The sequence below is a fragment of the Acidovorax sp. JMULE5 genome, from assembly GCF_013376875.1.
GTDB classification, from domain to species: Bacteria; Pseudomonadota; Gammaproteobacteria; order Burkholderiales; family Burkholderiaceae_C; genus Acidovorax; species Acidovorax facilis.
In genome coordinates this window covers 785,134-809,008 of record NZ_CP035951.1, presented here as the reverse complement: position 1 = coordinate 809,008, position 23,875 = coordinate 785,134, and the positions used below count along the sequence as shown (strand labels likewise).

The 23,875-nt window shown below is 64.7% G+C and carries 19 protein-coding genes and 1 tRNA gene; 15 read left to right on the top strand and 5 right to left on the bottom strand.

The window, feature by feature from the left end:
- Positions 1 to 12 precede the first annotated feature (12 nt).
- The 7 genes from EXV95_RS03700 to EXV95_RS03670 all read left to right on the top strand — a co-directional run bounded on the left by EXV95_RS03700 (position 13) and on the right by EXV95_RS03670 (position 6,687).
- Positions 13 to 1,128: an FAD-binding oxidoreductase gene (locus EXV95_RS03700; protein ID WP_176885854.1), complete on the top strand. Its 1,116-nt coding sequence runs from the start codon at positions 13 to 15 to the stop codon at positions 1,126 to 1,128.
- Positions 1,125 to 1,412: a (2Fe-2S)-binding protein gene (locus tag EXV95_RS03695; protein WP_370460180.1), complete on the top strand. Its 288-nt coding sequence runs from the start codon at positions 1,125 to 1,127 to the stop codon at positions 1,410 to 1,412. The genes EXV95_RS03700 and EXV95_RS03695 overlap by 4 nt, the downstream gene beginning before the upstream one ends.
- Entirely contained in the window at positions 1,409 to 2,776 is a 1,368-nt protein-coding gene (locus tag EXV95_RS03690; RefSeq protein ID WP_255484911.1) for an FAD/NAD(P)-binding oxidoreductase, read from the top strand. Before EXV95_RS03695 ends, EXV95_RS03690 begins: the two co-directional genes overlap by 4 nt.
- Positions 2,777 to 2,923: 147 nt before the next feature.
- Positions 2,924 to 3,559, top strand: coding sequence for a TRAP transporter small permease (locus EXV95_RS03685; RefSeq protein WP_176885853.1), 636 nt, complete (start codon positions 2,924 to 2,926; stop codon positions 3,557 to 3,559).
- A 37-nt stretch (positions 3,560 to 3,596) separates the two neighbouring features.
- Positions 3,597 to 4,862, top strand: coding sequence for a TRAP transporter large permease (locus EXV95_RS03680; RefSeq protein WP_176885852.1), 1,266 nt, complete (start codon positions 3,597 to 3,599; stop codon positions 4,860 to 4,862).
- 57 nt (positions 4,863 to 4,919) lie between these two features.
- Positions 4,920 to 5,945 (top strand): TRAP transporter substrate-binding protein, encoded by a 1,026-nt coding sequence (locus EXV95_RS03675; RefSeq protein WP_176885851.1) that lies wholly within the window; start codon positions 4,920 to 4,922, stop codon positions 5,943 to 5,945.
- A gap of 67 nt (positions 5,946 to 6,012) precedes the next feature.
- Entirely contained in the window at positions 6,013 to 6,687 is a 675-nt protein-coding gene (locus EXV95_RS03670; protein WP_176885850.1) for a GntR family transcriptional regulator, read from the top strand.
- A gap of 155 nt (positions 6,688 to 6,842) precedes the next feature.
- Here EXV95_RS03670 and EXV95_RS03665 read toward each other — a convergent pair whose 3' ends face one another.
- Positions 6,843 to 8,261 carry a PLP-dependent aminotransferase family protein gene (locus tag EXV95_RS03665; protein ID WP_176885849.1) on the bottom strand — a complete coding sequence of 473 codons (1,419 nt, stop codon included), beginning with the start codon at positions 8,259 to 8,261 and terminating at the stop codon, positions 6,843 to 6,845.
- 480 nt (positions 8,262 to 8,741) lie between these two features.
- Between EXV95_RS03665 and EXV95_RS03660 the strand changes: the two genes are divergently transcribed.
- From EXV95_RS03660 to EXV95_RS03630, 7 genes are all read left to right on the top strand, one after another.
- The gene (locus tag EXV95_RS03660) at positions 8,742 to 10,550 is read left to right on the top strand and encodes a right-handed parallel beta-helix repeat-containing protein (RefSeq protein WP_176885848.1); all 1,809 of its coding nucleotides are present in this window, start codon (positions 8,742 to 8,744) and stop codon (positions 10,548 to 10,550) included.
- A 630-nt stretch (positions 10,551 to 11,180) separates the two neighbouring features.
- Positions 11,181 to 12,473, top strand: coding sequence for a 4-aminobutyrate--2-oxoglutarate transaminase (gene gabT / locus EXV95_RS03655; RefSeq protein WP_176885847.1), 1,293 nt, complete (start codon positions 11,181 to 11,183; stop codon positions 12,471 to 12,473).
- Between the two features lie 43 nt (positions 12,474 to 12,516).
- A complete protein-coding gene (locus tag EXV95_RS03650) occupies positions 12,517 to 13,617 on the top strand; it encodes an ABC transporter ATP-binding protein (protein ID WP_176885846.1) in 1,101 nt (366 codons plus the stop codon).
- Between the two features lie 98 nt (positions 13,618 to 13,715).
- The gene (locus EXV95_RS03645; protein ID WP_176885845.1) at positions 13,716 to 14,747 is read left to right on the top strand and encodes an ABC transporter substrate-binding protein; all 1,032 of its coding nucleotides are present in this window, start codon (positions 13,716 to 13,718) and stop codon (positions 14,745 to 14,747) included.
- A 30-nt stretch (positions 14,748 to 14,777) separates the two neighbouring features.
- Positions 14,778 to 16,043 (top strand): ABC transporter permease, encoded by a 1,266-nt coding sequence (locus EXV95_RS03640; RefSeq protein WP_176885844.1) that lies wholly within the window; start codon positions 14,778 to 14,780, stop codon positions 16,041 to 16,043.
- Positions 16,044 to 16,064: 21 nt separating this feature from the next.
- Positions 16,065 to 16,886, top strand: a complete 822-nt coding sequence (locus tag EXV95_RS03635; RefSeq protein WP_176885843.1) for an ABC transporter permease — start codon at positions 16,065 to 16,067, stop codon at positions 16,884 to 16,886.
- 133 nt (positions 16,887 to 17,019) lie between these two features.
- Positions 17,020 to 18,510, top strand: a complete 1,491-nt coding sequence (locus EXV95_RS03630) for an NAD-dependent succinate-semialdehyde dehydrogenase (RefSeq protein WP_304503268.1) — start codon at positions 17,020 to 17,022, stop codon at positions 18,508 to 18,510.
- A gap of 68 nt (positions 18,511 to 18,578) precedes the next feature.
- On the opposite strand, the gene EXV95_RS03625 is transcribed toward EXV95_RS03630, so the two are convergent.
- The gene (locus EXV95_RS03625) at positions 18,579 to 19,724 is read right to left on the bottom strand and encodes an ROK family protein (protein WP_176885842.1); all 1,146 of its coding nucleotides are present in this window, start codon (positions 19,722 to 19,724) and stop codon (positions 18,579 to 18,581) included.
- Between the two features lie 198 nt (positions 19,725 to 19,922).
- Positions 19,923 to 19,996, bottom strand: a tRNA-Gly gene (locus EXV95_RS03620).
- Between the two features lie 233 nt (positions 19,997 to 20,229).
- Between EXV95_RS03620 and EXV95_RS03615 the strand changes: the two genes are divergently transcribed.
- Positions 20,230 to 20,592, top strand: a complete 363-nt coding sequence (locus EXV95_RS03615; protein ID WP_176885841.1) for a hypothetical protein — start codon at positions 20,230 to 20,232, stop codon at positions 20,590 to 20,592.
- Between the two features lie 46 nt (positions 20,593 to 20,638).
- Here the strand turns inward: EXV95_RS03615 and EXV95_RS03610 are convergent, their stop codons facing one another.
- Positions 20,639 to 22,669 (bottom strand): methyl-accepting chemotaxis protein, encoded by a 2,031-nt coding sequence (locus tag EXV95_RS03610; protein WP_176885840.1) that lies wholly within the window; start codon positions 22,667 to 22,669, stop codon positions 20,639 to 20,641.
- Positions 22,670 to 22,822: 153 nt separating this feature from the next.
- Entirely contained in the window at positions 22,823 to 23,740 is a 918-nt protein-coding gene (locus EXV95_RS03605; RefSeq protein WP_176885839.1) for a pseudouridine synthase, read from the bottom strand.
- Between the last annotated feature and the right edge of the window lie 135 nt (positions 23,741 to 23,875).

The following is a 23,875-nucleotide window of genomic DNA, read 5'->3' as shown; positions in this document are numbered from 1 at the left end:
CACACGCGCGCCATGCAACACACCGACGTTCTCGTCATTGGCGCCGGCATCGTGGGCGCCGCCTGCGCCCACGCCCTCGCACAGGCCGGGCTCTCGGTGCGTGTGATCGATGCGCGCCTCGGCGGCGCAACGGCGGCAGGCATGGGCCACCTGGTGGTGATGGACGACAACCCGGCTGAACTAGCGCTGAGCCAGACATCACTGGACCTCTGGCACACCTGGGCGCCCCATATGGACGCAGGCTGCGCTTTCACCGCCTGCGGCACGCTCTGGCTGGCTGCCAACGATGCAGAACTGCAGGCGGCACATGACAAACGCACCACCCTGCGAGCGCACGGCATCGCCTGCGACATGCTCGACGCGGCCGCCCTGTCCCGCGCAGAACCCGCACTGCGCCCCGGTCTGGCGGGTGCGCTCAAGGTGCAGGGGGACAGCGTGGTCTATGCCCCGCGCGCAGCCCAGTGGCTGCTGGACCAGGCCGCAGCCCACGGACACTTTGTGTTTGAGCAGGCTGAAGCGATGCAGATCGACGGCCACACCGTCACCCTGCGCGACGGAAGCCAGCGCAGCGCCGGCGCCATCGTGCTGGCCAGCGGCATCCAGGCCCCGCAGCTGTGTCCCGGCCTGCCGCTGCGCCCCAAAAAGGGCCACCTCGTCATCACCGACCGCTACCCAGGCTCCGTGCACCACCAGCTGGTGGAGCTGGGCTACATCACCAGCGCGCACCACAGCGACGGTACCTCCGTGGCCTTCAACGTGCAGCCCCGGCCCACAGGGCAGTTGCTGATCGGCTCGTCGCGCGAGTTCGACACCACCGACCCCGCCGTCAACAACGCCGTGATGGCGCGCATGCTGCAACGGGCACTCGACTACCTGCCAGGCCTGGCCGACCTCAACGCCATCCGCACCTGGACCGGCTTTCGCGCCGCCACGCCAGACAGCCTGCCGCTGATTGGCGCGCACCCCCAACACCCGCACCTGTGGCTGGCCGTGGGACATGAAGGACTGGGGGTGACCACCGCCCCGGCCACCGCGCAGTTGCTGGCGGCCCAGATCGCAGGGGGCGCCCCGGCGATCGACCCCACGCCCTTTGCACCTGCCCGCTTTGCAGGCCTGAGCACACCATGACCGCATCCAGAACACCCGCCCTGGTGCACATCGTGGTGAATGGCACCCCCCTGCAGGTGCCCGCAGGGACCAGCGTCGCCGCCGCCCTGGCGCAGCAAACGCCAGGCACCACACGCACCTCGGTCACCGGCGCGGCGCGGGCACCGCTGTGTGGCATGGGGGTGTGCCACGAATGCAGGGTCAGCATCCACGGCCGCACACGCCTGGCGTGCCAGACGGTCTGCACCGAGGGCATGTCGATTCACACCGATGCCGGCACAGCACCCGGGAGCGCCACGCCATGAACCAGCCCGTGACCCCACCCATGACCGAGCAACACTCGGCGCACGAGCGCTGCGACATCCTCATCATCGGCGCAGGCCCTGCAGGTTTGGCGGCCGCCCTCGCTGCCGCACCCAGCGGGGCAGCGATCACCATCGTGGACGACAACCCGCAGCCCGGCGGGCAAATCTGGCGCGACGGCCCCCAGGTGGTCTTGCCCGCCCTGGCGCAACAGCACCGCGCGGCGCTGGCCCAGCACACCAACATCCGCCTGCTGCCGGGCACCCGCGTGGTGGGCCTGGGTGATTCCCAACCCGGCGACAAGGCCCCGGCCCTGCTGCTGGAAGACGCAGACCGGGGCTGGACCCAGCACAGCCACCGCATCATCCTGTGCACCGGGGCCCGCGAGCTGCTGCTGCCCTTTCCGGGCTGGACGTTGCCCGGTGTGACGGGTGCAGGCGCCTTGCAGGCCCTCATCAAGGCAGGGCTCGACGTGCGCGGCCAGCGCATCGTCATTGCAGGCACAGGCCCTCTGCTGCTGGCCGCTGCCGCCACCGCCAACAAAGCGGGTGCCACCGTGGTGCGCGTGGCGGAGCAGGCGCCGTGGAGCGCGCTCGCTGGCTTTGCAGCGCAACTGCCGCGCTGGCCTGCCAAGGCGTTGCAAGCCCTCACGCTGCTTCACCCGCAGTTGCGGGCCAGCAGCCATGTGCTGGAAGTTCAAGGCACCACGCAGGTGCAAACAGTGAGGCTGCGCAAAGGCCAACACGCCGAAGAAACCATGGCCTGCGACCGCGTGGCCTGCGGGTTCGGGCTGGTACCCAACACCCACCTGGGGCAGATGCTGGGCTGCACACTGGGCGGGCCGCTGAGCGGTGGCAAGGGCCTGGCTGTCGATGCACAGATGCGCACCAGCGCGCCCGGAGTGTTCGCCGCGGGTGAAGCTACCGGCTTTGGCGGCAGCGAACGTGCACTGGTTCAGGGCGCCATGGCAGGACATGTGGCAGCGGGACGGGTGCAACAGGCCCAGGCGCTGCGCCCGCAGTTGGCACGCTGGGAGCGCTTTGCGCAGGCGTTGCAGGCTTCTTTTCCACTGAACGAAGCACTCAAAACCCTGGCGCAGCCTGGCACCCTGGTGTGCCGCTGCGAAGACGTGCCCTACGCTGCACTGGCCGATCGCAACGGCTGGATCGATGCCAAGCTCCACACCCGCTGCGGCATGGGTGCGTGCCAGGGCCGCATTTGCGGCGCTGCCGCACAGCACCTGTTTGGCTGGACGCCTGCGCCCCCACGGCATCTGCTGGCGCCCACACGCATTGGCACGCTGGCCGCCTGCACGTCCGCGCCCACCACCAGCGCTCAGCGCGAGCCCGCAACTCCCTCGGGCTGACGCGCGCGCAGCCGTTTTCCCCCGTCCTTCCTTTCAGGGCTTACCCGCACCCAGCAGGCATCTATCTTGCTTTTAAATATATTTGTTAGATATTAAAAAGCACCAGGCTTTTCTTTCCTCGCCGCCCTCCTCCCCAGGAACCCCATCATGCCCACACCCCACAGTCCACCCGCCCCGCAATCTCCGGCGCCGCACGCTCCCGTCCGCTGGGTGCTGGCGTTGTCCACGCAGGTTCTGCGCATGGAGCGGCATCTGCTCACCGCCCTCATGACGTTGCTGGTGCTGCTGATCCTGCTCAACGTGGTCACGCGCTACACCGGCATGCCCATCTACTGGGTGGACGAGGCGGCGGTCTACACGGTGGTCTGGCTGACCTTTGTGGGCGCCTCGGTCATGACGCGGCTGCGCATGGACTTTGCCGTGACCATGCTCACCGACCACCTCGGCGCGCGGGGCGCCAAGGCATTCAAGGTGGTGGCCACGTCCGGCGTGCTGCTGTTTGGCCTGGCCATGCTAGTGATGTGCTGGGTGTGGATGGACCCCATCGGCATTGCGCGCTACGGCTTTGACGCCAAGGAGTTTGCGGCCGAGAGCTTCAACTTCATCTACACCGAGCGCACCCAGACGCTGAACTGGCCCACCTGGGTGCTGCAACTCATCCTGCCGATCTTCTCGGCCACCTTCAGCGTGCATGCACTGGCCAACCTGTTCGAAGACATGGGCGCCGCAGAGCGTGTGCAGCACGCGGGCTTCGACGTAGTCAACGCCGACGCCGTGAACTGAACGCCCCCACGCCAGCAAAACCCACCAGAGCCCGACCATGATCACCACCCTGTTCTTCCTCGCCGCCTTGATGGTGGGTGTGCCCATCGGCGTTTGCCTGTGCCTGTCGGGCGCGGTGTACATCCTCAGCATCGGCAGCCCGGTGCTGTTCCAGTCCTTCCCCATGCAGATGTTTGGCGGGGTGGACAGCTATGGCCTCATCGCCATTCCGCTGTTCATCCTGATCGGCGAGATCATGAACAGCGGCGGCATCACGCGGCGGCTGGTGGACCTGTCCATGGCCTTCATCGGCTCCGTCAAAGGGGGGCTGGCCTACGTGAACATCCTGGCCAACATGCTGGTGTCATCCATCATCGGCTCGGCCACCGCGCAGGTGGCCATCATGTCGCAAGTCATGGTGCCCGAGATGGAAAAGCAGGGCTACGACAAGACCTTTGCGGCGGGCCTCACGGTGTACGGCGGCATGCTCGGGCCCATCATCCCGCCCTCGGTGATGTTTGTGGTCTACAGCGTGCTGGCCCAGGTGGCCGTGGGCGACATGCTGATTGCAGGCATCCTGCCCGGCGTGCTGCTCACCGTGCTGTTCTTTGTCGTGATCGCGCTCATGGGCTTTGTCTACAACTACCCGCGCAGCGAAAAGCGCACGCTGGCCCAGCGTGCGCGCACTGTGGTGCAGGCCAGCCCCACGCTGCTGATCCCCATCATCATCGTGGGCTCCATCCTGAGCGGCCTGGCCAACCCGACCGAATCTGCCGCCGTGGGTGCGCTGGTATCGGCGCTGGTGGGTCGCTATGTGACCAAGGAGTTCCGCTTCAGCGCCATGCCCGCGATCCTGCTGCGCTCGGCGATCTACTCGGCCATCGTACTGTTTCTGGTGGCGGCAGCGGCCGTGTTCTCGTGGCTGCTGATCTACGGCAAGGTGCCGCAGATGGTGGCCGCCTGGGTGGAGACCGTGGCGCACGACCCGGTCACCTTCCTGCTGCTCACCAACGCCATCCTGCTGGTCATCGGCACGGTGATCGACGGCATCCCCGGTCTCATCATGACCGCCCCCATCCTGCTGCCAATTGCCACCGAGGTCTATCACATCGACCCGCGCCATTTTGGTGTGGTGATCGTCGTCAACCTGGTGCTGGGGCTGATGACCCCACCCGTGGGCCTGAGCTTTTTTGTCGCGTCAGCCGTCACCGGGGCCAAGCCCGGAAAGATGTTCATCGTCACGCTGCCGTTTTTCATCATCAGCTGCGTGGCGCTGGTGATGTTGTCACTGTTCCCCAGCCTGTCGCTCGGTTTGCTCAAGTAGACCGCCGCCCAGCAAATCCCCCGTCCCCTCCCAAAGTTCTTTCACACGGAGTTCACCATGACGACCCAGCCCGCCCACACCCCCGCTGTCACCCGCCGCCATTTCATCCAGCGCCACGCCGTGGCCGCTGCCACCGTCACGGGGCTGGGCTTTCCGGCCCTGGTGCGTGCCGCCGACACCAAGGAGTTTCGCCTGGGCCTGATCACGCCCGCAGGCCACTCGTGGAACCGTGCTGCCGTGCAGTTTGGCGAGGCGCTGAAGAAGGAAACCGATGGCCGCCTGAGCGTCACGGTCTTCCACTCGGGCCAGCTGGGCAACGAGGCGGCGATGATGCAGCAGCTGCAATCCGGCGCGCTCGACATGGGCTGGATCCAGGCGGCCGAGCTGGGCTCGCGCGTGTCCAGCATTGCAGCCATCAATGCGCCCTACCTGGTGCGCTCCACGCCTGCCGTGGCCAAACTCGTCAAGCACCCCTCCGCCACCAAGCTGCTCGAAGTGCTGCCGCGCGAAACCGGCACCATTGGCCTGGGCTGGGGCATCACCGGCATGCGCGCCGTGTTCTCCACCAAGGACATCACCGTGCCCACCGACATCAAGGGCATGAAACTGCGCATCAACCCCACGCCCGTGTACCGCGACTTCTACCAAATGCTCGGCGCCGCGCCCACGCCCATCCCCACGCCCCAGGTGTTCGACGCCATGAGCAACGGCCAGGTCGACGGGCTGGAGGCAGACATCGAGTTCTCGTGGAACCAGCGCTTCGACAAGGTGGCCAAGACGCTGCTGCAGATGAACGCCCTGTTCATGCCGTTCGCTCCGCTGGTCTCCGGCCGCATCTGGCAAGGTCTGGATGCCAAGGACAAGGACATTATCCGCAAGCTGGTGGCCCAGTCGCTGGATGCGCAGATCAATGACATCGTGACCACCGAGGCCGGGCTGATCGAGAAGTTCAAGGGCACGTCCATCGCCTTCAAGACGGCATCGTCCTTCAACCCCGACGGCATCATCCAGGAGTTCGACAAGCTGTGGCTGCCCAAGGCGCCGCAGATTGCCGAGCTGCGCAAGGCGGGCGCAAGCCTCTGACAGTCCGCAAGGGTCACCGGGGCCGCATCCCATAAGATGCGGCCTCCCGCAACGTCCTTCACGCCCGATGACACTCCGCCGCCCCTCCCCCCAGCAAGACCCCGCGCCCAAGCGGCGCGCGGCGGACGTGGCCTACGACGCCATCGAGACCATGATCTCCACGCTGCAGCTGCAGCCGGGCAGCCCCGTGGTGGAGGCCGAGATCGCCGAGAGCACAGGCCTGGGCCGCACGCCGGTGCGCGAGGCACTGCTGCGCATGGTGTCCATCGGGCTCATCGTGCAGCAGCCCCGGCGCGGCTTGCTGGTGTCACACATCGATCTGGCCGACCACCTGGACGTGATCCAGACCCGCCGCGTGCTGGAGCGCCTGCTGGCCTCCAACGCCGCACGCCGCGCCACCGCGCCGCAGCGCCAGGCCATCGTGCGGTGTGCGGAAAACATGGTGCAGGCCGCAGCGCGCGGCCACCTCGACGACTACATGCTGGCCGACCATGAGCTGGACCTCCTCACCCACCAGGCCAGCCAGAACCACTCGGCCGTCAAATGCGTGCAACCGCTCATCGTGCAGTGCCGCCGCTTCTGGTACGCCTACCAGCACGAAGGCGAGGTGTCAGAGGGCGCCCGCGCGCACATGCAGTTGGCGCAGGGCATTGCCAGTGGCGACGAAGCCCAGGCCATTGCTGGCGCGGAGCAGTTGATGGAGTATCTGGAGCGGTTTGCGCGGCGCATCATTGACCGGTAGCACGCGCCACCACGCACACAGCGCCTGCAACCGCGTGGACAGCCTCAGTTCCAACGGGCAATTGCTCTAATTTTTATAGCATATTGCGCTTTACCAATAAGCGCCGGCGGCCAAAACGGCCTAAATTTTTCACCCCAGCAGCGGCAACAGCAGGCCTATTCCGACACTTGCTGGCCCAGCAGAATGCGCTGCTCCAGAAAGCGCCACAGGCGCTCGTCCTGGCTGAACGCCACGTTAAACCGCAGCCAGCCCGTGGGGCGCGGCTCCACCAGAAACAGCTGACCGGGGCCGAGCATGATGCCCGCACCCGTGGCTTCCTTCGACAGCTCGGCACTGTCGGGCAGATCAGGATGGCGCGCCCACAGGTACATGCCCGCCTCGGGCTCGTGAAACAGCTCGAACCCCAGGTTCAGCAAGCGCCGCCCCACCGTGCGGTGTGCCTCGGCCAGCCGCTCGCGCAGGGACTTGAGGTGCTTGCGCCAGCGCCCGTCGGTCACCACGCCAAAGGTAATGCGCTCGGTGATCTCTGATGACGTCAGGCCCGAGATCATCTTGAGCTGCACCAGCTCATCGAGCAGATCGCGCCGCGCCGCGAGAAAGCCAGTGCGCAGGTTGGGCGAAATCGTCTTGGAGAAACTGCCCAGGTAGATCACACGGTTGAGCTGGTCCAGGCTGGCCAGCGAGGGGCGCACACCAGGGTCCATGTCGGCATAGATGTCGTTCTCTACCAGCATGAAGTGGTGCTGCTCGGCCAGTTGCAGCAGCCGGTGCAGGTGCGCCACCGATGCCACCGAACAGGTCGGGCTTTGCAGACGCGGCTGCGTGAAGAACACCGTGGGCTTGTGCTCGGCCAGCAGGGCCTCCAGCGCCGGCAGGTCGTAGCCGGTGGCGGTGCGCGGCACACCCACCACATGGGCTCCTGCAAAGCGAAGCATGAACAACAGGTTGGGGTAACCCGGGTCGTCCACCAGCACCACGTCACCAGGCTTGACCATGCGGCGCGCCACCAGGTCCAGTGCCTGGCTGGAGCCCTGGGTCAGCAGCACCTGGTCGGCGTCCACCGCCAGATGGTGTTCGGCCAGCGACTCGGCCACCACCATTCGCAGCGCCATGTGGCCGTGGGGCAGGCCATAGCCATCCAGCTCGGGCCCGTCGGACGACAGCTGACGCATGCTGCGTTTGACCGCATCGCCAAACAGCCAGTCGTGAGGTAACCAGCCGCAGCCGGGTTTCATGGGCAGGTTGCGGTTTTCAAAAATTTGTTTGAGGTACCAGCGCGCATCGAAACGGGGCACCGGCCGCTCGGGCGCACCAGTACCGGGCACAGCGCCCTCATCGCCCCGTCGCTTCACAAAAAAACCTGCATTGGCCCGCGACACCAGCCAGCCCTGCGCCACCAGGCGGTCGTAGGCCTCGACCACGGTGAACACGCTCACGCCGTGGGCTGCCGCAAAGGCGCGGATGGAGGGGAGCTTGGCACCAGGTTTGAGCACCTGGCCAGCGATGAGACCCCGCAGGCCATCAACGATCTGGCTGACCAGCGGTGTCTGAAGATCCGGGCTGAGAGTGAGCATCAAAAGAACAAGGAAAGGGGCCAAATTGTGCACCGGGCCGACACCCGCGAACTCAGGGATTGCTTGTACAGGACGGGACACCTGCACAGTGTGCTCCCGTCAACAGCGACGAGTGCCTGGAGGTACCACCGCTGAACCCGCATCCGGTCCGGCCGGGCTGCCCCTATTGTCCGTCAGCCCTACCTACCCTGGGGCAGCGGTCTCCAGGCGATTTGCAGGGCTGTGGGATGTCTTGCGCGTTGATCCCGCCGCGCTCGAAAAGGCCCGCAGACCGTGAACGGTAGTGCCCAACCGATGGGCGGTATTCAGTCTTTTGTCCGATGCAGCGGCTATCGGATTGCATCCACCGCCTGTCCCTTTTCCGCCGCCGCGATGCGCACACACCCATGCCCCAGCGATAGGCTTGCCCCCCAACTCGATTGGCATCGGTGACCGCAAATCGGGTTTGAAAACCAATACCCAACACACCGAGGGACACCCATGCTGACACGAACATCTGAACTCAACTCTTCACGGATTTTTCAACCCAGGCCATGGGCCATTGCCTTGGGTCTATGCCTGGGCACAGCCACAGGCCCTGCACTGGCGCAGGCGACCCACACCCCACCGGCAGGCTACAAGCCGTGCGCCGTCGAGGGACAGAAATGCAGCTTCAGCGGCGCGGCCAACGTGGTCTATGGAGCAGGCACGACCTGGACCAGCCCCCGCAGTTTCACCAACGGTGTCAGTTGCAGCAACGCAACCTTTGGCGACCCCCTGTGGGGTGTGCAAAAGGCTTGTTATGCCAGCGCACCGTCGCCAGCTCCTGCGCCCGATCCCGTGCTGACAGCACCGCCACCGGGCTACACTTTGTGTGCCGTCGAGGGGCAGCAATGCAGCTTTACCGGTACGGCCAAGGTGGTCTATGGGGCTGGCACCACCTGGACTGCCGCGCGCGCATTCACCAACAACGTGATGTGCAACAACGCCACCTTTGGCGACCCCCTGCGGCAGGTGAAAAAGGCGTGCTACGTCAGCAGCCCCGTCCCAACACCCGCCCCGCCCGCCCCACCGCCAACGCCTCCGGCACCGCCTGCTCCACCGGCGCCTCCGCCAGCACCGACGCCCGGTGGCTCCGTAACGTACTACTTCTCGGACTGCCAGGCGGGCGCCGCCACCGGTTGTGTGCCAGGGAGCAATTCCAACCCCGGCACCCAGGCGGCACCCAAGCAGAACCTCACGGGGATCAATGTCAACACACTGCCTGCAGGCACAGCACTGCTTTTTGCGCGCGGCGGTGCCTGGGTGGTGGGTGTCACCACGTTCGAGAACATGAACGTCCGCGCAGACGCGCCCCTCACTTTCGATGCGTATGGCGCAGGGCCCGCCCCCCTCCTCAACACCAACAACAATGCCATTGCACCCTTTGAGCTGGGAGGGCGTTACGCCAACACCTCCAACGACGGCGGCTACGTGTTCCGCAATTTGCGGATCCACGGCTCCAACAACTCGGCCTGGGGCTTCTGGCTGAGTGGCAATGTCCGCGACATCGTGATTGAGAACGTGGAGATATCCGGCTTCCAGATCGCCATCCACTCGCAGGCACGCGCTCCCCACGGTGTGAACAACGTGTTGATCCGCAATAACCACATCCATCACAACGGGAGCATGGGCATCCTGGGGCAGTTCCGCAACAGCGTGATCGAAGGCAACCTGATCGAGGCCAACAACTTCAGCGGCAGCGGCTTCAACCACGGCACCTACCTGTCGGGCAGCCATGGACTGAGTGGCACCAACGTCACCTTGCGCAACAACCGCTACATCCGCAACTCGGTGGTCAATGGCATCTGCCAAGGGGGCAACATGACCTTCCACGGCCAGATGGACGGCGTACTGATTGAGGGCAACCGGATTGAGCAGGATGCTGCGACGGATGGCTGCTGGGAGATGTCGATCACGCAGGGGTATGACTCGGCCGAATGGTTCCGCAACTTCGTGGTGCGCAACAACAAACTCATCAACGCCGGCAACACGGGCATGGCAGTGCAGTCGGCACCCGGTATCGTGATTGAAGGCAACGTCATCATCAACGCGCAGACGACCTTCCAGACAGCCATCAATGTGGGCCACACCGAATTCCAGAATGGCGATGTCCCCGATGGAAACGCTGTGGTGCGTAACAACATTGCATGTTTCCCCACACCCCACGCGGGCAGCACCGTGGTGCGCGTGATTGCACCGAACAGCGTGGTCACAAACAACACCGTGGTGACAGGAGTGGCTGCAACGACCGGGGTGTGCGCCCGGTAGCAGAGCGTTCTCGTTTCGGCCAGCAGAGGCCTCGCAGCACGCTGCGAGGCCTTTTTTGTTCTTAGAACCTGTTCAAGATCTTTTCGGGGTCGCACAAGTACCTTGCCGGGATGGGATGCAAGGCGCGGTGCGCAGTTGATAGCTTGGCTATCAGCAAGCGCCGCAACGCCGCAGACCGCCCGGCAAGGCACTTGCCCGATGGGTTGGAGTGAAATCGGGCGATTGGACGCCCCGGCTGCTTGCATGGGCATGAGCCCATGCGGCGCATCCGAAGCATCCACTCATCCCGATTGCACTCCAATGCGATCCCTGAAAAGATTTTGAACAGGTTCTTACGCACCGTTTTGGAAGTTGGCAAGCGGCCCGCCGCTGCATTCCGATACAAACCCCTCAATCCCCCGAGTGCCCGGTTTTCCTGCAGATCAGCGTGGGGGATTGCACTACGGCTACGCAAAAGGGGCTGCATTGTGCACCGTGTTGGCGCACACCAAATCAGGGATTGCCTGTACAGGATGGAGGACCTGCACAGTGCGCGCAAAACAGCATGCCGGTGTACATGGACGGGCCGTGGCGCGAATTCCAGAATTCGCCCATTCCTTCATTTCGTGTTCAACCCACCCGCCCACCGCCATGCAGCAAGACCGCCACTTCACCAACGCCGCCCTCCTTACCCGCCGCCATGGCGCTGTGGCCCGGGGCGTGGGTCAGGCCCATGAACTCTTCGTCCAGAAGGCGCTTAACGCCGAGCTGTGGGATGTGGAGGGCCGCCGCTTCATCGACTTTGCCGGTGGCATCGCCGTGCTCAACACCGGCCACCTGCACGCCGGAGTGATCGCTGCAGTCAAAGCCCAGCTGGAGCTGTACACCCACACCTGCTTCCAGGTGGTGGCGTACGAGCCCTACGTGGAAGTGTGCGAGCGCCTGAACACCCTGGCCCCCGGCGCGTTTGCTAAGAAGAGCCTGCTGCTCACCACGGGCGCCGAGGCCGTGGAAAACGCCATCAAGATCGCCCGCGCCTACACCAAACGCCCCGGCGTGATCGCCTTCACGGGCGGCTACCACGGCCGCACCAACCTCACGCTGGGCCTTACCGGCAAGGTCGCGCCTTACAAGATCGGGTTCGGCCCCTTCCCTGGCGAGATGTACCACGCCCTGTTCCCCAACGCGCTGCATGGCGTCAGCGTGGAGCAGGCCCTTCATTCGGTGGAGCTGATCTTCAAGAACGACATCGAGCCCGAGCGTGTGGCAGCCTTCATCCTTGAGCCCGTGCAGGGCGAAGGCGGCTTCTACGTGGCGCCACCCGAATTCGTCACCGGCCTCAAGGCCCTGGCAGACCGCTACGGCATCCTGCTGATCGCTGACGAAGTGCAGACCGGCGCTGGCCGCACCGGCACCTGGTTTGCATGCGAGCAATGGCCCGTGGCACCCGACCTCATCACCACTGCCAAATCACTGGCAGGCGGCTTCCCCTTGTCGGGCGTGGTGGGCCGTGCCGACGTCATCGACGCCCCTGCGGCCGGTGGCCTGGGTGGCACCTATGCGGGCAGCCCCGTGGCCTGCGCCGCTGCGCTAGCCGTGATCGACGCTTTTGAAAAAGAAAAACTGCTCGCTCGCAGCCAGGACATGGGCGCGCGGCTGGTCCGTGCCCTGAAGGAAATGGCCGCCAAAGTCGCTGCCATCGGCGACGTGCGCGGCCTGGGCGCGATGGTGGCAATCGAGCTGTTTGAAGACGGCGACGTGCACCGGCCCGACGCCGCGCTGACCAAGAAGGTGGTTGCCGAAGCCGCCAAGCGCGGGCTCATTCTGCTGTCGTGCGGCACTTACGGCAACGTGATCCGCATTCTGGTTCCACTCACCGCCTCCAACGAGCTGCTCGACGAAGGTCTGGCCATCCTGGCCGACAGCTTTGCCGCGCTGGGCTGACATGCGGCCCGCGCTTCACTCTGCTTACAAGGTGCCCCCAACCATGAGCCAAACAGCAGAACCCCTGGTCCGCTTCAGCGGCGTGCAAAAGACGTACGACGGTGAACAACTCGTGGTGCGCTCGCTGGACCTGGACATCCAGCGCGGCGAGTTTCTGAGCCTGCTCGGCCCCTCGGGCTCGGGCAAGACCACCACGCTGATGATGCTGGCGGGGTTTGAGTCCCCAACGGCGGGCGACATCCTGCTCGACGGCAAGCAGATCACCGGCACGCCGCCGCACAAGCGCAACTTTGGAATGGTGTTCCAGAACTACGCGCTGTTCCCGCACCTCACCGTGGGGCAGAACGTGGCTTACCCGCTCACCGTGCGCAAGGTGCCCAAGGCCGAGCAGGCCGAGCGTGTGAAGAAAGCCCTGGACATGGTGCGCCTGACCGGCATGGCCGACCGCCTGCCTGCGCGCCTGTCGGGCGGACAACAGCAGCGCGTGGCCTTGGCGCGGGCGCTGGTGTTCAACCCCCAGCTGGTGCTGATGGACGAGCCCCTGGGCGCGCTGGACAAGCAGCTGCGCGAACACATGCAGATCGAGCTGAAGGAGCTGCACCACCAGCTAGGCGTGACCTTTGTCTACGTAACGCACGACCAGGGCGAAGCCCTGACCATGAGCGACCGCGTCGCCGTTTTCAACGAAGGCGTCATCCAGCAACTGGCCGATGTGGAAACGCTTTACGAGGCGCCATCCAACCGCTTTGTGGCGGGCTTTGTGGGCGACAACACCGTGCTGGCGGGCACGCTGCAAGGCGCGGGCGACGAGTCAGCCATCCAGCTGCCCGGCGGCCACCTGCTCACCGGCGTCAACGTGAACCAGGCGCCCCGGGGTTCGACCGTGCACGCCTGCGTGCGGCCTGAACGCATCGTGCTGCACCCCCATTCGGAATACCCGAAAAGCTCGGCGATTCCGGCCACGGTGGCACGCGCCATTTACTACGGCGACCACCTGCGCCTGATGTGCGACCTCGGACATGGCCAGGAGCCGGCCACCGTGAAACTGGCCCTGACATCGTCGGACGGCAGCCCCCACCCGCAGCCGGGCGATGCCGTCCTGCTGGAGTTTCCACCGGCCTCCACGCGCATCTACGCGGTCTGACCCCTGCCGAGTCCAACCCTGTTTCCTGCTCCTGCGCCTGTTTCTATTACCCATTTCCCCGCTCCCTGTTCCTCCACAACCCAAAGGAAAAACTCCCCATGAAAAAGAGCCTCATCGCCTGCGCCACCCTGGCCGCCTGTTTTGCACTGCCCAGCTTCGCGCAGCAGCAACTCAATGTTGTGAACTTCGGTGGCGCCAACGCCAACGCGCAGAAAAAAGCGTTCTACGAGCCCTACGAAAAGCTGGGCAACAAGATCGTGGCCGTGGAATACAACGGCGAGCAGGCCAAGGTCAAGGCCATGGTCGAGGCCAAGAAAGTGACCTGGGACGTGGTGGAAGTCGAGTCGCCCGACGCAGCGCGTGGCTGCGACGAGGGCCTGTATGAAAAGCTCGACTACAGCAAGATCGTGAGCAAGAGCGACCTGCTGCCGGCCGCTGTGCATGAATGCGCGGTGGGTATCTTCGTGTGGTCCACCGTGATGGCCTACAACGGCGACAAGCTCAAGACGGCCCCCACCAGCTGGGCCGACTTCTGGGACACCAAGAAGATCCCCGGCAAGCGCGGCATGCGCAAGGGTGCGCGCTACAACCTCGAATTCGCGCTGATGGCCGATGGCGTGAAGCCCGCCGACGTGTACAAGGTGCTGGCCACCAAGGACGGCGCCGACCGTGCCTTCAAGAAGCTGACCGAACTCAAGCCCAACATTCAATGGTGGGAAGCCGGTGCCCAGGCGCCGCAGTTCCTGGTGGCGGGCGACGTGGCGCTGACCACCGTCTACAACGGCCGCATTGACGCTGCCAACCGCGAAGGCCGCAACCTCAAGATCTACTGGCCTGGTGGCATCTATGACCTGGACTACTGGGCCATCCCCAAGGGCACGCCCAACAAGGACGCGGCGGTGAAGTTCATTGCTTACACCATGCAGACGGCCAACCAGGCTGCTTACGCGCAGAACATTGCCTATGGCCCTGCCAACACCACGGCCCTGGCCAAGCTGGACAAGAAGGTGCTGGACGACCTGCCCACATCGGCCACCAACGCCAAGGATGCCATTCAGTTCGGCGTGAGCTTCTGGGCCGACCAGGGCGAGGCGCTGGAAAAACGCTTTGCCGCCTGGGCCACCCAGTAAGTAACCCGCACCCTCGGAGCGCAAGACACCATGCAAGCCTCTTCTGCCATCGCCCCCGCCGCCCTTGCGCTGGACACCCAGCCACCCGGCGCGCTGCGCAAGGCACTATCGCGCGCCGAAGCACGGCGCAAGTGGCGGGCCTTTGCCCTGACCCTGCCTCTGCTGGTGTTCTTGCTGCTCACACTGCTGGTCCCCATTGCCGCGCTGCTGCAGCGCGGGGTGGAGAACCCCGAGGTCGCCAACACGCTGCCTGACACCATCGAAGCGCTGCACGGCTGGGACCGCCATGAGGCGCCAGGCCCGGCAGCCTATGCAGCCCTCATGAAAGACCTGGCCCGCCTGCCCGACAGCTCCGACGCCGGGGCCCTGGCGCGCAGGCTCAATTCCGAGGTGCCCGGCGCGCGCTCCATGGTGATGGGCGCCTTCCGCGCCCTGCCCATGCAGGGCACGCCCGAATTCATTCGCGACCAGCTGCTGGCCAAGGACGCACGCTGGGGCGAAGCGCCTTTCTGGCAGGCCATCGCCAAAAATGGCGCACGCTGGACGCCCGACTACCTGCTCGCTTCGGTGGATCTGCAACGCGATGCACTCGGCCAGGTCGAGCGCATGCCCGAGGAACAGCGCGCGTTTGGCGGCATCTTGCTGCGCACCTTTCACATCAGCTTTGTGGTTACGGTGCTGTGCCTGCTGCTGGGCTACCCGCTGGCCTGGTGGCTGGCCTCGCTGCCCGCGCGCCAGGCCAATGTGCTGATGATTCTGGTGCTGGTGCCGTTCTGGACATCGATCCTGGTGCGCGTGGCCGCATGGATCGTGCTGCTGCAGTCCGAAGGCCTGGTAAACCGGGGGTTGATGGGCCTGGGCGCGATTGCAGAACCGTTGCCCCTGCTGTTCAACCGCACGGGCGTGGTGATTGCCATGGTGCACATCCTGCTGCCGTTCATGGTGCTGCCGCTGTACAGCGTGATGAAAAGCGTGCCTCCCACCTACCTTCGCGCAGCGGTGTCGCTGGGCAGCTCGCCCATCGCCGCGTTCTTTCGGGTGTACGTGCCGCAGACCTACCCGGGTGTGGGCGCGGGTGCACTGCTGGTGTTCATCCTCGCCATCGGCTACTACGTCACGCCCGCACTGCTGGGCGGCGCCGACGACCAGATGCTGAGCTATTACATCGCCCGCTACACCAATGTGGAGGTGAACTGGGGCATGGCCTGCGCGCTGGGTGCCCTGCTGCTGGCCGCCACGCTGCTGCTCTATGGCGTGTACCGCCGCATTGGCAAGGCAGAGCTGAGCTTGGGCTAGCCACTTCAAAAGACAGTCACCATGCGCCATCTTCTCCCCCAATTCCCCCTCTACGCCACATTGGCCGACAAGCTCGGCTGGTGGGCGGTGCGCGCCCTGTGTGTGGCCGTGCTGATCTTTTTGCTGGCGCCCATCCTGGTGATGGTGCCGCTATCGTTCTCCGACAGTTCGTTCCTGGCCTACCCCATCCCCGGCTGGTCGCTCAAGTGGTACCGCAATCTGTTCGAGTCGGCCGAATGGGCGCGCGCCACGCGCAATAGCTTCATCGTGGCGCCCGCGGCCACCGTCATCGCCACGGCATTGGGCACGCTGGCGGCGGTGGGGCTGTCACGGGCAGATTTCCGCTTCAAGGGCCTGCTCATGAGCATCCTGATCGCGCCCATGGTGGTGCCGATCATCGTGGTGGGTGTGGCCACCTACCTGTACTTTGCGCCGCTGGGGCTGGCCGACAGCTACTTCGGCCTCATCATCGTGCACGCCGCCCTGGGCGCACCTTTTGTGCTGACCACCGTGCTGGCGACTCTGGCAGGCTTCAACCACAACCTCGTGCGCGCCTCGCTGAGCCTGGGTGAGACGCCGTTCAACACTTTCTTTCGCGTCACGCTGCCCGTGATCGCACCGGGCGTGATCTCCGGCGCACTGTTTGCGTTTGCTACCTCGTTCGATGAGGTGGTGGTCACGCTGTTCCTGGCCGGTGCCGACCAGTCCACACTGCCGCGCCAGATGTTCAACGGCATCCGCGAGAACATCTCGCCCACCATCGCCGCGGTGGCCACGCTGCTCATCCTGTTCACCACCAGCTTGCTGCTGGCGCTGGAGTGGCTGCGCGGTCGCCGTGCTTGATATGCCCCTTGCCGCCCGGGAGTTCACATCGGCGACATGCGGCCGTCGCCCAGGCGGCTGACAATGACCGCTGCCGCTTCGTGCGTGAACCTCGATCTGCCCACGTTTAGCCCCCTTTCTCAAGGACCATCCCATGGACATGAAGACCTCCCCCCTCGCCCAGCTCAACGACCCCAGCCTGCTCAAAACCGACGGCCTCATCAACGGCCAGTGGGTGGCAGGTAGCAGCCGCTTTGATGTGAACGACCCGGCCACGGGCCTCAAGCTGGCCGATGTGGCCAACCTGGGCCCGGCCGACGCCGAGGCCGCGATTGCCGCCGCCAACGCCGCCTGGGGCCCCTGGAAGACCAAGACCGCCAAGGAGCGCAGCATCATCCTGCGCAAGTGGTTTGACCTGCTCATGGCCAATCAGGACGACCTGGGCCGCATCATGACGGCCGAACAAGGCAAACCGCTGGCCGAAGCCAAGGGCGAAGTGGCCTACGGTGCAAGTTTTGTGGAGTGGTTTGCCGAAGAGGCCAAGCGCATCAATGGCGAAACGCTGCCGCAGTTTGACAACAGCCGCCGCCTGCTGGTCCTCAAGCAGCCCATCGGCGTGTGCGCCGCCATCACGCCGTGGAACTTCCCGCTGGCCATGATCACGCGCAAGGTCGCGCCCGCGCTGGCCGCAGGCTGCCCCGTGGTCATCAAACCGGCCGAGCTGACGCCGCTCACCGCCCTGGCCGCCGCCGAGCTGGCCCTGCGTGCAGGCATCCCGGCCGGCGTGTTCAACATCCTGCCCGCCGACAGCGACAACTCCATCGCCATCGGCAAGGTGCTGTGCGCGAGCGACGTGGTGCGCCACATCAGCTTCACGGGCTCCACCGAAGTGGGCCGCATCCTGATGGCGCAGTCCGCCCCCACGGTCAAGAAAATGTCGCTGGAGCTGGGCGGCAACGCGCCCTTCATCGTGTTTGACGACGCCGATATCGACAGCGCCGTGGAAGGCGCCTTTGCCAGCAAGTACCGCAACGCGGGCCAGACCTGTGTGTGCACCAACCGCTTTTACGTGCAGGAAGGCGTGTACGACGAGTTTGTGAAGAAGTTCGCCGCCAAGGTCAAAACGGCCAAGGTGGGCAACGGCTTTGAGGATGGCGTGAACCAGGGCCCGCTGATCGAGGAAGCGGCATTGGAGAAAGTGCAGCGCCATGTGGACGACGCACTGGCCAAGGGCGGCCAGGTGGTTGCTGGGGGCCAACGCCTCAAAAGCCTCGGCTCGGGCCAGTTCTTCGAACCCACGGTGGTCGCCAACGCCACGGCCGACATGCTGTGCGCGCGCGAGGAAACCTTTGGGCCCTTCGCCCCCGTGTTCAAGTTCAAGACCGAGCAGGAAGCGATTGACGCGGCCAACAACACCGAGTTCGGCCTGGCCAGCTACTTCTACAGCCGCGACGTGGGCCGCATCTTCCGCGTGACCGAGGCGCTGGAATACGGCATGGTGGGCGCCAACGTGGGCATTCTGGCCACCGAGCATGTGCCGTTTGGCGGCGTCAAGCAGTCGGGCCTGGGCCGTGAGGGCTCGCACTACGGCATGGACGACTATGTGGAGATCAAGTACCTGTGCCTGGGGGACATTCAGAAATAAGCAGCCCCACAAAATGCTACTTATTTTATAGCCGCTAGCGCTTTACCAATAAGCGCTAGCAGCCAAAATCATTCAAATTCTGGCGGCTGACGGTTGGTGTAGCTCGCGTTGCCCAGCCCCGTGCCCACCGTCAGCACCGCCCAGCGCTTCACGTCCTGCATGAAGGGCATTTCAGACAGGCCCTGCACCACTGCATCGTTGTGCAGGCACACCTGGGTGCGGCCATCGCCAATGTGCGGTAGCCGCTCGCACAGGTCGCGCGGAAGGTGAAAGCGGGTGCTCTCCCAGTTGCCCGGAAGGTTCTGCGTGCCACCGGCCAGCGAGCCGTCTTCCACGATGAGCCCCGGACAGGCCACGCCGATGTAGGGCGCCAGGCGGATCTTCTTTTTCTCGGCATAAGCAATCAGGCCTTCGAGCAGCGTGGCGATGCCTTCGACCAGTTCGTCGCGCCGGGGTTCGTCGTTGGCATGAGCCCATTTCTCGCGGCGCACCACCTCAGCCAGCGAAAGATCGGGGGCGCGGTGCAAATGGGTTTGCACGATTCCGCAGCGCACATTGGTGCCGCCAATGTCCACCGCCAGGATGGCGTCGTAGCTTTGCAGCAGCGCGGGGGGCGCCAGGTGCACCCAGCCAATCAGGCCGCCCTCGTCCGCATGGTGGCGCAGCGTGCGCAGCTCCACGGGCACCTTTTCGGCCTTGAGGATCTTGCGGGTGCAATCGATGGCGCGGCCACCCACCTCGCTCTGGTGAAAGCCCCCGCCGATGATGATGCGCTCCACGCCGCGCCAGGTCTTGTGTTTCAGAAATCGCTGCACCACGTGCGCCAGCTGCATCGCGTAGTCTTCCGACGCGGCTTCGATGGCTTGGGCGGCCACGCCGTCTTTCTCCAGCAACGCATCCAGCTTGTGTTTGCTGAGTTCGCGCGTGGGCTTGGTGCCCATAGGGTCCTTGCCCTCCATGGATGCATAAAGCTTGCGCCAGGCATCGAGCATGTGGCGAAAGGCCGTGCGGCTGGCGACATCCCCCACATAGCCTTCGCCGTCGCTCAACTCGAGGCTATAGCCTTCGATGATGACCGAGGCCAGCCGCATGTCGCCATGTGGCCCGACGATGCCCAGCTCGCGTTGTGCCTTGGCGTCCTTGCCTTCCTGCGCCGTGCTTGGCTTCTTGCTGGCGGCGGGTTTCTGTGCTGAGTCCTTGTCTTTGGAAGCCATTCATTTCCTCACACGATAGTGCCCCTCCAAAGGAGGTCGTTCCAGAATGGTGGCGTGGGTGGCGGCCGCGTGGCGTCAGCAAATGGCTTGACATGCCCTACTGGATGGGCGCGCGCCCATGCCGTCATCCGTGCAGCATGCGCGGTCAAAACAACAGCAAAGGCAAGGACGGGGGGGAGATGATCAGCCGAAGGGGGCTGGAGCGGGTGAAGGGAATCGAACCCTCGTATGAAGCTTGGGAAGCTGCCGTTCTACCATTGAACTACACCCGCCTTCTGTAAGCCGTTGATGGACAACGGTATTTCAGTGAGGCCTGTGAAAACACCGGGTTGGCAGATGCCGCGCCAGAGTTTCATCAGCAGCCGTATTGTAGCCACGCGGCGGCGCGCCCGAAACGGGTTTGGCCAGAGGCTTGCGTCCCGTGTTTGCGCCCCTTCGGCGGGATGCAGACCGAAGGCAGCACAATGGAGCCTTCACAACTACCCGCGAAAGAAGGAAAAGCCCCATGCAACTGAGCGACGACCGCACGCAGGCCACCCTGGCAATCAACAAAACGCTCACAGCGCCAGAGATCGAAAATCTGATTCGTGAGTTGGCCATGTTGCGCTCGCAGATGACGCCTGAAGTCACCCCGGCTCCCCAGGACGGCAATGGGAGCGGGGTCCCGGTGATGTCGCAGGACAACCCCACGCTCGCCATCCAGTACCCGCTGGAAGACGCGCACGTCACCGTGTACCTGCGCAGTATCGGCCTGGGCTGGACCGCATGGCGGCTGCATCCCGACACCCAGCGGGCATTGGCTGAATTCTTCAATTCACGGCTTCCAAAAAGCGCGCCTGCCAAGGGCAAGCCCATTCCGTTTCGCTGATCCTGCCATAGCGAAGCTCCGCTAGCGCCCGCGAGTGTGCGGGCGTTCAGCCGGAGATTGCCGGGTTGCGGAAGCCCCCACGCGCCCGGGTTGGCAAACCGGTGCTGGCACTGGCGCCACCCAGATTGAACTGCGCAATGGCAGACACCATCTGGTGCGCCTGCGTCTGCAGGCTGCTGGCCGCAGCAGCCATTTCTTCCACCAGGGCGGCATTCTGCTGAGTAGTCTGGTCCAGTTGCGTCACTGCCTCTCCCACCTGGCCCACACCGGCGGTCTGCTCGCTGCTGGCAGCGCTGATTTCAGAGACCATGTCGGCCACGCGCTGGATGGAGCTCACGACTTCCTGCATTGTGGTGCCCGCCTGATCGGCCAGCACCGAGCCCTGCTGCACCATGGCGCTGCTGGCGCCGATCAGTTCTTTGATGGCCTTGGCCTCGGCGGCGGTGCGCTGAGCCAGGTTGCGCACTTCAGCAGCCACCACGGCAAAACCCCTGCCTTGCTCGCCAGCACGAGCGGCTTCAACCGCAGCGTTCAGGGCCAGGATGTTGGTCTGGAAAGCAATGCCGTCGATGACGCCAATGATGTCGGCAATCTTCTGGCTGCTGGTGTTGATGTCCTGCATGGTGCTGACCACCTTGGACACCACTTCACCGCCTTGGGCGGCCACGCGGCTGGCGCCCACGGCCAGCTGGTTGGCCTGGCTGGCGCTGTCGGCGTTGTGTCGGATGGTGGCACCCAGCTGCTCCATGCTGGCCGCCGTTTCTTCCAGCGAGCTGGCCTGGCTTTCGGTGCGGCCCGACAGGTCCTGGTTGCCTTGGGCGATTTCGGTGCTGGCTGACGACACGCTTTCGGCACTGGTGCGCACGGTGCTCAGGCTTTCTACCAAGCGGACACGAAAGCCCTCCATGGCCTGGGCCAGGCTGCCGATTTCGTCGCGGGATTTCAGGGTGACTGCGTGGGTCAGGTCGCCCTGCGCCAGGTAACCCAGCGCGGTGCTCAGCTGCTGCACGGGCGCACCGACCAGGCGGCGTGTGGCCACCACCAGTACCACGGTCAGCAGTGCCAGCGCCACCAGCACACCCAGCCACAGCCAGGTGAGCACGCTGCGGGCCTCGCCCATCATTTCAGACTCCGGCGCCTCGGCCACTATGGCCCAGTTCCAGGGCTTGTAGCGCTCCACCGCCACATAACGCGCGGCGGTGTCACCGTCGCCACTGCGGCGCGGCGACCAACTCGATTCAAAATCGCCGGTTTGCTCGATACCCGACAGTGAAGCAAGCCAGGCCTTGGCCTCGTCCACTTTCTCATCGACCTTGAGCGCTGCATTGGCGCCCGTCAAACCAAAAACGTTGCCCCGTGCAGGGCCTGCTGAAATATTGACCGCGTAGACAGCGCCCGTGGCAAACAGCTTCTGGCTCGCCATCACGGTGTTGAGCTTGCCCAGAATGGGGCCGATGTCCGAACCGATGAACAGGATGCCGATGGTGCGGTTGCCTTCGCGGAGGGGTTCATACACCGTCATGTACTCCCGGCCAAACAGATTGGCGCGGCCGATGAAGGTTTTGCCTTCGTTCATCAGTTCGTAGGCGGGGTGCTTGCGGTCCAGAAGGGTCTTGTAGGCGCGGTCTCCGTCCTGCTTCTTGAGCGAAGTGGTCACACGGATGAAGTCGTCGCCCGTGCGCGCGAAGATGGTGGCGACGGCACCCATGCTGTCTTTGGAAAACCGATCCACCACCTCAAAGTCGCCATTGATCGGCACCCCCTGAAATGCGAGCGTGGCCTCGGGCTTACCGTCAGCCCCCGGCGCCTCGCTGAGCGAAAAATTGCCCGGAAAATTGGCCTTGAACAGGGTGAAGTCGCGTTTGGCCTGCTCTTGCGCGGTTTCGTCAAACGTCTGCACCAAGGTGCGCAACTGGGCTGCGTATTGCTGGGCATCGCCGCGCGATAGCCGCCCAAAGTTTTGCCAGAGCAAGGCGCTGACGATACCCATGGTGATGAGCAGCACAAGCAGCAGGCTGAGTAACGCCGCAAGCGACAGCTTGAACGCGACGGAACGGTGTGTGGTGGTGGGGCTCATTGTTGTTTTCTTCTGCAGTTTCCGGGCCCTCTGCCCAGAACAGGTAACCAAGTTACCTTATCTGTGTGTAAAAACAAAACCCAAAGCAATGCCATGCTTTCATGAGGGCCACCCCGCCCTCAACGAGCAAATAACGGTTACTAGTGGTAAACCCTAATCCTCCAAACTCAGCCGCTGCCTGCTCTCAAACATCCGCGGCACACCCAACACCGGGTCTACAAACTCCAGAGACCGCGCCAGCAGTTGCAGAGGGCGCGAGTAGTCTCCTTCGGGAGGATCGTTGACCACCGGATAGAACGGGTCGTTGCGCAGGGGCAGGCCCAACGCGGCCATGTGTACGCGCAGTTGGTGCCGTTTGCCGGTGATCGGCATGAGGCGGTACCGGGCCCAGGCGCCAGACCTTGCCACCTCCAGCATCTGCATCTGCGTGTGGCTGTTGGGCTCGCCGGGCACTTCCTGCATGCGAAAGAACTGAGGGCTTTCCTCCAGGCGGCTCATGTGTTCGCGCGGGAACGCGAGGTCTTCGCGCCACGGCGCAATCGCGTCGTAGTGTTTGGTGATCTGCTTGTCACGGAACAGCGCCTGGTAGGCCCCGCGTGTGCGCTGCTGCACCGACAGCAGCACCAGCCCCGCCGTGTCCCGGTCGATGCGGTGCAGGGGCGACAGTTCAGGCAACCCCAGCTGGCGCTTGAGGCGCACCAGCAGTGTGTTGTGCAGATAACGGCCCGAAGGTGTCACGGGCATGAAATGAGGCTTGTCGGCCACCACGAGGTGCTCGTCCTGGTACAGCACCGTTTCTGTGAAAGGCAGTGCGGGCTCTGCGGGCAGGCTGCGGTAGTAGTACACGCGCAAGCTGCCTTCAAACGGCCGCCCGGGCGACACGGGCTCCCCGCGTTCGTCCACCACATCCCCCGCCTGCATACGCTGCAGCCATTCGTCGCGGGTCACGACGGGCAGACGCTGCGCCAGAAAGTCCAGCATGCTGCCCTGCCCCTGGCTGGGCAGCACCACGCAGCTGGGGCCCACGCCATCGCGCATGGGCGGGGCGTGGGGGTGGTGGGGGTTGTGCATGGTGCGCGGATTTTAGGGCGCGGCAGCACCGTTTTCCGCCTGTAGGACAAGGGCGGCAGTTGCGCCTGCACTGCCACTGGGCGCGCCAATGCGGGCTAGCATGAACCCAGGAGGCTCGGTGCCGCATGAGCAAAC

Bases quoted from the DNA above. Each gene is read 5' to 3' on its own strand.
- EXV95_RS03695 (WP_370460180.1), top strand. From the start codon at position 1,125: ATGACCGCATCCAGAACACCCGCCCTGGTGCACATCGTGGTGAATGGC.
- EXV95_RS03700 (WP_176885854.1), top strand. From the start codon at position 13: ATGCAACACACCGACGTTCTCGTCATTGGCGCCGGCATCGTGGGCGCC.
- EXV95_RS03640 (WP_176885844.1), top strand. From the start codon at position 14,778: ATGCAAGCCTCTTCTGCCATCGCCCCCGCCGCCCTTGCGCTGGACACC.
- EXV95_RS03660 (WP_176885848.1), top strand. From the start codon at position 8,742: ATGCTGACACGAACATCTGAACTCAACTCTTCACGGATTTTTCAACCC.
- EXV95_RS03615 (WP_176885841.1), top strand. From the start codon at position 20,230: ATGCAACTGAGCGACGACCGCACGCAGGCCACCCTGGCAATCAACAAA.
- EXV95_RS03675 (WP_176885851.1), top strand. From the start codon at position 4,920: ATGACGACCCAGCCCGCCCACACCCCCGCTGTCACCCGCCGCCATTTC.
- gabT (WP_176885847.1), top strand. From the start codon at position 11,181: ATGCAGCAAGACCGCCACTTCACCAACGCCGCCCTCCTTACCCGCCGC.
- EXV95_RS03665 (WP_176885849.1), bottom strand. From the start codon at position 8,261: ATGCTCACTCTCAGCCCGGATCTTCAGACACCGCTGGTCAGCCAGATC.
- EXV95_RS03645 (WP_176885845.1), top strand. From the start codon at position 13,716: ATGAAAAAGAGCCTCATCGCCTGCGCCACCCTGGCCGCCTGTTTTGCA.
- EXV95_RS03685 (WP_176885853.1), top strand. From the start codon at position 2,924: ATGCCCACACCCCACAGTCCACCCGCCCCGCAATCTCCGGCGCCGCAC.
- EXV95_RS03670 (WP_176885850.1), top strand. From the start codon at position 6,013: ATGACACTCCGCCGCCCCTCCCCCCAGCAAGACCCCGCGCCCAAGCGG.
- EXV95_RS03625 (WP_176885842.1), bottom strand. From the start codon at position 19,724: ATGGCTTCCAAAGACAAGGACTCAGCACAGAAACCCGCCGCCAGCAAG.
- EXV95_RS03630 (WP_304503268.1), top strand. From the start codon at position 17,020: ATGGACATGAAGACCTCCCCCCTCGCCCAGCTCAACGACCCCAGCCTG.
- EXV95_RS03605 (WP_176885839.1), bottom strand. From the start codon at position 23,740: ATGCACAACCCCCACCACCCCCACGCCCCGCCCATGCGCGATGGCGTG.
- EXV95_RS03610 (WP_176885840.1), bottom strand. From the start codon at position 22,669: ATGAGCCCCACCACCACACACCGTTCCGTCGCGTTCAAGCTGTCGCTT.
- EXV95_RS03650 (WP_176885846.1), top strand. From the start codon at position 12,517: ATGAGCCAAACAGCAGAACCCCTGGTCCGCTTCAGCGGCGTGCAAAAG.
- EXV95_RS03690 (WP_255484911.1), top strand. From the start codon at position 1,409: ATGAACCAGCCCGTGACCCCACCCATGACCGAGCAACACTCGGCGCAC.
- EXV95_RS03680 (WP_176885852.1), top strand. From the start codon at position 3,597: ATGATCACCACCCTGTTCTTCCTCGCCGCCTTGATGGTGGGTGTGCCC.
- EXV95_RS03635 (WP_176885843.1), top strand. From the start codon at position 16,065: ATGCGCCATCTTCTCCCCCAATTCCCCCTCTACGCCACATTGGCCGAC.